General features: G+C 46.3%; 5 protein-coding genes. 4 read left to right on the top strand and 1 reads right to left on the bottom strand.

Annotated elements, in window-relative coordinates; genetic code table 11:
* Both ABDV94_RS07925 and ABDV94_RS07920 read left to right on the top strand, forming a co-directional pair.
* A partial coding sequence (locus ABDV94_RS07925; protein ID WP_343606270.1) for a hypothetical protein occupies positions 1-4,086 on the top strand: 4,086 nt, incomplete at its 5' end.
* Between the two features lie 7 nt (positions 4,087-4,093).
* Complete coding sequence (locus ABDV94_RS07920; RefSeq protein WP_343606269.1) at positions 4,094-4,690, top strand: hypothetical protein; 597 nt, start codon at positions 4,094-4,096, stop codon at positions 4,688-4,690.
* Between the two features lie 105 nt (positions 4,691-4,795).
* Here the strand turns inward: ABDV94_RS07920 and ABDV94_RS07915 are convergent, their stop codons facing one another.
* The gene (locus ABDV94_RS07915) at positions 4,796-5,086 is read right to left on the bottom strand and encodes a hypothetical protein (RefSeq protein ID WP_343606268.1); all 291 of its coding nucleotides are present in this window, start codon (positions 5,084-5,086) and stop codon (positions 4,796-4,798) included.
* A 381-nt stretch (positions 5,087-5,467) separates the two neighbouring features.
* Between ABDV94_RS07915 and ABDV94_RS07910 the strand changes: the two genes are divergently transcribed.
* Both ABDV94_RS07910 and ABDV94_RS07905 read left to right on the top strand, forming a co-directional pair.
* On the top strand, positions 5,468-5,866 hold the full coding sequence (locus ABDV94_RS07910; protein WP_343606266.1) for a plasmid mobilization relaxosome protein MobC: 399 nt from the start codon (positions 5,468-5,470) through the stop codon (positions 5,864-5,866).
* A complete protein-coding gene (locus tag ABDV94_RS07905; RefSeq protein WP_343606264.1) occupies positions 5,851-7,152 on the top strand; it encodes a relaxase/mobilization nuclease domain-containing protein in 1,302 nt (433 codons plus the stop codon). The genes ABDV94_RS07910 and ABDV94_RS07905 overlap by 16 nt, the downstream gene beginning before the upstream one ends.
* The last annotated feature ends 7 nt before the right edge of the window (positions 7,153-7,159 follow it).

Here is a 7,159-nt window from a genome sequence, read left to right as displayed (position 1 = left end):
GGCGCGCTCGTCTATTCTCCTTTGGCCTATGGAACCGGAAGCGTTTCTCCGAGCGTGATTGCGCAGGGAAGCGTTGATTTCTATGGTGCGGCAGTGAAAGTAAGTTCTGAGAACGTCCTGATCTGTGGTGCCGGCGGACGCATCCAGGAACAGTTTGGAGCCATGGCGCTGATCAACCAGAATGTATTTATCCCGGGAATTGCAGACATACATTTCAAAGACGCTTCATCGGCTACGCTGATTGCGAAAAACTTTGTGGTGCGCTCCACTACGAATGCCGGCGGAAGCTGGAACCTGGTGAAGCCTGCCGGAACAACCATCCCGGCGGCAACTTACAGTAAAGCCTGGACACTTGCCGGAGGGAAATCCCTCTTGTTCGGATCGGGAAATACCCTGCTATACAACGCCAATACGGATCTGACTGTTACTGCTTTTACGGCGAGTGATGTCAAAGCCCTTGCAGCAGGAACCAACGATCAGAATATCTTTTTCGTGGACGGGAACCTGGTGCGCAAAGTCAACCTGACTTCGTTGATTCCCTCAACCGTACACACGCTTTCCGGTTCCAATCCGGTGAATGCCATGCAGGTATTTGCCAACGGAGACCACATTCTGGTGGGAGACGGTGGTTTGTACAAGCACTACACGGCTTCCGGAACGCTGTTGAGTTATTCCACGGGACTTCCTTCGGCCGATTTCAAGGCACTGGCCTTTTTAGACAACCTGAACGGGATCATCGTGGGGAACGGCGGGGTGTATTACAAAAGTACCAACGCAACGATTTCCACTTCCGGTTACCTGGAATCGGCAACCTGGGAAGTGCGTAACGTGGCTTCCAGTGATCCGATGGGTGTATCGGGAGCGAATATCTATGCGCTTGCAGTGACTTCTCCGACCGGCGTGCTGATCGGTGGTGAAAACCCGGTGTCCGGAAGTGCGACCACTCCGTATGTGCGTAGTATTTACGATGCCGGCGGACGTTATTCGAACCGTTTCTGGTATGACCGCCTGGGCCGTTTAGTGGTAAGCAGAAACTCCCGCCAGGAATTGGAAAACAAATACAGCTATATGCGCTATGATGCACTTGGAAGAGTGTACGAAGCAGGGGAAAAAACAGAAAACCCGGATACCGAATTGCAATTTGCAGGAATCTTTGGAACCGCGGTGAGCGGGTATTTCTCCCCTTCTACGATAGACGATGCACGCCTAATAAACTGGATTACTTCCAGTGGAGCACGGAAAGAAATGACCTATTCCTATTATGACAACGTAGCGATCAATGGCATTCCTGGCTTTACTTCTGATCCGCTTACTCAGCGCCTGCGAGTTGTGCATACGACTTATGAGGAAACATACGACGGCGATGACCAGACTTATGATCACGCAACCCATTACAGCTATGACATCCACGGAAATGTGAAAACACTGGTCCAGGACAACCAGAAAATGGCAACCGATTTTGCATCGCTGACTGGAGAACGTTTCAAACGACTGGATTATTCCTACGACCTGTTGAGCGGAAACGTGCACCGCATGAGTGTGCAGGCTGGGAAGGTCGATCAGTGGCACCATGCCTACGTGTATGATGCAGACAACCGCCTGCGCCGTGTATATACGAATACGCACGAGCCTCTTACCCCGATCGGCAGGTTGACGCAGAACAAGGAAAACGAACTGATCGCCAATTCGGATTGGCAGCGTGATGCACAGTACTATTTCTACGACCACGGTCCGATGGCACGCGTAGAGATTGGGCAGAACAACCTGCAGGGCTCAGACTATGTATACAACCTTTTGGGCTGGCTGAAAAGTGTAAACGGCTCCGATTTAAAAGACAACATCACAGATCCCGGAAAAGACAGTGACCCAACCGGAGTAAATGCTTTGTTTGCCAAAGATGTTTACCATTTTGGCTTACATTATTACGAAGGCGATTACACGGCTATTTCCGGTGAGGTTCCATTGGCTCCGGTAAATATCGGAAGTGTTGCGGCAGGCAATAGTTCCAACTTGTACAACAGTAATATCCGCTACATGGAAACCCGGATAACTAACCCAGAAACCCGTGAAGCTATGCCGATGCTCAATGCATATATCTACGATCAGCTGAACAGATTGAAAGAAAGTCGCAGCTTTGAAACAGGGTACACTTCAAACGAATGGAACCCGGATAACTACAAAAATGAATATTTCAACGCGTTTACCTATGATGCAATGGGTAACATCCTTACCCAACAGCGACATAAACGGAACGGAAACCAGATCGAACAACTACGCTACCAGTACCAGCGGGACGATAACGACCGCTTGTTGCGCAACCGCCTGTATCATGTGAACGATGACATCAGTGAGGGTGTCGATAGCACCGATATTGACGACATGGGAACATTTGATTACACGCCGCAGGGTATCAACCTAAACAATAACTATCAATATGATGGCGAAGGGCGTTTGGTGAAAGATCGACAGGAAGAGATCGATTCCATTATCTGGACTGTTAAGGGTAAGGTAAAGGAGATTTTCAGGACACCTGGTTCCGAAAAAAAGAGTATGTCATTCGACTATAATTCAAATGGACAGCGAATTGCAAAACACGTATTTAACAACCAGACATTGATCTTGGAAAAATCAACGTACTACGTTTTGGATCCGCAGGGAACCCAGCTCGCAGTATACGAACAGATAGTTGAAGAAGGAACATCCAAGTATTATCTTGCCGAAAGAAATATCGTTGGTCAACAGCGCCTGGGCACCCTTTCCGATACGATCGATTTAGGTCAAAATTCGCCAAACCCGTCTTATGGATTTTTAGGAAACCGTATGTACGAGTTGGGAAATCATTTGGGGAACGTGCTGACGGTTATTTCCGATATTGTATATCCCATCAGCTCCAACAATACCACAATCGACATGTACTTTGTGGGCATCGAGCAAGTGTCTGATTACAGTCCTTTCGGGGTCCAATTGGATGGCAGGACAGGTGAAGGTGGAGTATCTGCACGTCGATACCGCTATGGTTTCCAGGCACAGGAAAAGGATGATGAGATCAAGGGCGAAGGAAACTCAATGAACTACGAGTTCCGTATGCATGATACTAGACTGGGAAGGTTCTTTGCAGTTGATCCGCTAACGGACAAATTTCCACAATGGTCTCCTTATCAGTTCTCAGGAAACCAGGTGATTTCCACAAAAGAGTTGGAAGGAATGGAACCTGAACAATCGGCGAATGAGGCCGATGAAAATGAAACCCAATATGCAAAGGCTAATACGGCAACAAATGGCAATCGAATATTCGCTTGGACGGTCAACGTATCATCAACCGGATCAAAAATATGGGTACAAGGAGCCGAATATACCGGCCCTTCATTCTCGGAAGCTGCACTGATTACCGAGCACGTTTACAGTATCGATAAACCAGGTGTGGGTCCAGGGGCCGACGATGAAGCCGGAGGATCGGGCGAATGGCGGATTGTGAATGAATATATTGACATCAGATCTGGCTACAAAGCTGCACTGTACAAGAGAACGATCGATAATGTAAACTTCTATGTTTTCGCAACTGCAGGCACCGACGATGTCTTTGATGGCATTGCCGATCTCAAGAATGGGCTAGGTATGCTCGATGAACAAATGAAATATTCCCTTCGCGATGCTAGACACGTATCTGAGTATGTTGCTGGTCTAAAATATGGGAATTATCTTACATTTGTCGGGCATTCTCTTGGTGGTGGTTTGGCAGCGGCAAATGCCAGGGCAACGGGGCACTCTGCAAAGACTTTTAATGCAATGGGACTAAACAAGGTTTGGCGCGAAATCTTGCCCAAATTGCCGGAAACAGAAAAAATTGATGCGTATGTAATCTATGGCGAAATTCTGGATAATTTGCAGAGAACTGTCGGAATGAAATCAGAGGGAGACATACACTATTTCATTTCGCCGGTTAAGGTAATGTCAAAGCAGCAATATGTTAACCAATCGGACAGTCCTAGCAGAAGGGCATTCCTACTTTGGAATTATGCTCATTACGTATTAGGAGAAAGCGGGAAAAAACATATGATGTCCAATTTTCTTAAATTGTTAAAATAACTATCTTATGAAAAACATATTGATTCTATCACTTGCAGTACTCATATTTAGCTGTGGAGTAAATTCCGATTGCAAGAGAAAGTTGTTGACCTCAAGGGAAAAAAACTGGTTCAAAAATTATCAAAATGGAGAGTTGAGGCTTTATAGAAACCAATTTGGGAAGATTGATACCTTCACGGTTGCAATTGGCCCCTCTGAATTCTCCATCTGTAATAAGATCGAACTCAGTGAATACATTTATGAACGACAGTATTTGAAGCTTCGTGCAAAGAATTGCTACAAACAGGTTGCTTCTGACTGCGGGTTCAGTATATCTTTCTTCGTAGATGCAAGGGGGGTAACTGAAAAGGAATGTGCAAAGAAATTCAGACTCTTTGACTTAACAAGTAGTGAGATCACGGATCTATCAAAGTTGAAAGAAAAAAAGGACACTATGTTGCACTTTGGTGAAAGCATAAGCAGTTATCACTTTGACAGCTTCAATGCCAGGGATGCCTATTATGGCTATACCCAGTTCCGCTCATTTGATGTCTCTAAGAAGTATGGCCTGATAAGGTACGAACTGAAAAATGGGGAGCGCTTTGAACTGTGGAAAATTTCATGATCGCTGAGTTCGATACGGTAACATAGACTTGTCTTTTGATCGATCAGGCTTCCAAAAAGGGAGGTAGCAGAATATGCTACCTCCCTTTCTTTTTTTGTCACATTTTTACTTGGTAGACCTCAGTACCTTTAGCTTTTCACTAAGGTCGATCAGGCCCGCTTTTTCGAGAAATTCCCTTGCAACCGCCCTGAGTTCCTCCAGCGCCTCCTTGCCGACGTTCGCTAGTATGCCTCCATCTATTTCGTCGGCATTCGGAGCAAGTCCACGATCAATCACATTGCTCAACAGCAATGCATTCTTCCTCGTGATCCTTAGATCAATCCTAACTGTCTCAACCATTCCAGGGATGCTCAAAATCGTCTCGAGCACCTGGGCAATCACATTTGTTTCCGCCATCACTTTACAATTAAAATTAAACATTGATTATCGATACAAAATTAGTTTAACTCATTGTTTTTGAAGGCTATAGAATTTTTAGGTGTGCTATGGATCCCATACCGCTTCTGTAACTTTGTTTCGTGAAGGCCGCTGGAATTCGGATGGTACTGTCCGATAAATGTCCTGGATACCTTCGTGAGCGATTGGGATGGGAGTTTCCCTGCTTCGGCCGGAAACGGCAAGATGTTGATTTGTTAAACAAATCGATCTTGCCCCCTGATAGCCTCGGAACTCGGCGGGGGGATTGTTAAGATGAATATTGAACTGTTTAGACGGTTTTTGACTTGGCAGTTTTTTATTGGATTTGAGTGTTTGTGAATTGTGAAAAGGAGAAAAGTGATGGAAGAGAACAGACAACAGGGACGCACCCGTATGATCGGCGTTCGCCTTACTCCACAGGAATATTTGGGGATAGAAAAAAAGTGGAAACAGACCACCTTTGGGAAGCTGAGCGACTACCTGCGCAGTGTCATTTTTGGGAAGCCCGTTACCACCCTTTACCGCAACCAGTCGGCAGATGATCTGCTTGCTGAAATGGCGTTGCTCCGCCAGGAGCTGAACCGCATCGGCGTGAACTTTAACCAGTCGGTAAAGAAACTGCATGTACTGCATGAAACGCCCCAATTTATGCGCTGGCTGACCACCCACGAGGTGGAGAAACGCACCATGCTGAACAAGCTGGATGAGATCAATAACCGTATCCACAAATTTTCCGAAAGGTTATGGTCGCAAGGATAAGCCAAAGTAGTTCGATGTACCGCATGCTCAACTACAATGAGGACAAAGTTGACAAGGGCATTGCCATGTGCATTGCATCCGGCAATTATCCCTTTCAGCCGGAACAAATGGGCATTGGCACAAAGCTGGGGTACATGAACAGGCTCATGGAATTGAACCACCGTGCGGAGCTGAAAGCAATGCATATTTCGCTGAATTTTTCACCTTCGGAAACCGATCTTACCAAAGAGAGGCTCACCGCAATTGCCGACGCTTTCATGCAGGGCATTGGTTTTGGAAAACAGCCGTATCTGGTGTACCAGCATTACGATGCCGGACACCCGCACGTGCACATCGTAACCACTACCGTTCGGCGAGACGGAAGCCATATCAACACCTACATGATCGGTAAGAAAAAGTCCGAACCGATCCGCAAAAACATCGAGCAGGAATTTGGATTGGTACGGGCCGAAAAACAGGACAAAACGCAACAGTATCGTCCGGAACCTGTGTCTCCCTCAAAGGTGCAGTATGGCAGGTCAGAAACCAAAACGGCAATCCAGAACGTGCTTGGTCATGTGCTTTCCAAATACAGATATTCCAGCCTTTCCGAATTGAATGCGGTACTGGGATTGTACAATGTGCGGGCAGAGCAGGGTGAAGAAAGTTCGCGTGTATTACAGCACGGCGGACTGCTCTACAGAATACTTGATCCTACCGGAAAACCCACAGGTGTTCCTATAAAGGCAAGTTTGATCTATAATACTCCGACACTGAAAAAACTGGAAGAGAATTTCAATAAAAATGCCGAAAGATCTCCTTCACACCAGGCACGTGTGCGCAGTGCAGTCTATACCGTATTGAAAGGCCGGGGAATTGATCTGAAGAAATTTGCTGAAGAACTTTCGAGCAAGGGAATTGACCTGGTTATCCGCAAGAACGAACAGGGTTTCGTTTACGGGCTTACCTATGTAGACCATATTACGAGGAACGTCTTCAATGGAAGTTCGCTCGGCAAACGGTACAGTGCCAAAGCGGTTCAGGAACGCTGTATGCTTTCGCAACTCGAAAGCAAAGGTATTGGAGCTAGAGAGGTTCAGATGCTTTCGCCTAAAATATCCCATGGTACAAATAGTACAGACACGACCTTGTTACAAAAAAGCTGGACTTCTGACCATACTTCAAGCTCACTGTTTTCTGACCTGCTCGATTGCCTTTTCACCACCGAATACACCCCTGAATACATCCCCTACGAACTTCGACAGCAGAAGAAAAAGAAGAAAAAGAAAAGAAGTATTCACCATTAATATTTCA

Source organism: Fluviicola sp., assembly GCF_039596355.1.
Lineage (GTDB): Bacteria > Bacteroidota > Bacteroidia > Flavobacteriales_D > Crocinitomicaceae > Fluviicola.
Note: the sequence above shows the minus strand (reverse complement) of the source record. Positions and strands in the feature narration are given on the sequence as shown.

Coding starts and splice junctions, on each gene's coding strand:
- ABDV94_RS07920 (WP_343606269.1), top strand. CDS start 4,094: ATGAAAAACATATTGATTCTATCACTTGCAGTACTCATATTTAGCTGT.
- ABDV94_RS07915 (WP_343606268.1), bottom strand. CDS start 5,086: ATGGCGGAAACAAATGTGATTGCCCAGGTGCTCGAGACGATTTTGAGC.
- ABDV94_RS07910 (WP_343606266.1), top strand. CDS start 5,468: ATGGAAGAGAACAGACAACAGGGACGCACCCGTATGATCGGCGTTCGC.
- ABDV94_RS07905 (WP_343606264.1), top strand. CDS start 5,851: ATGGTCGCAAGGATAAGCCAAAGTAGTTCGATGTACCGCATGCTCAAC.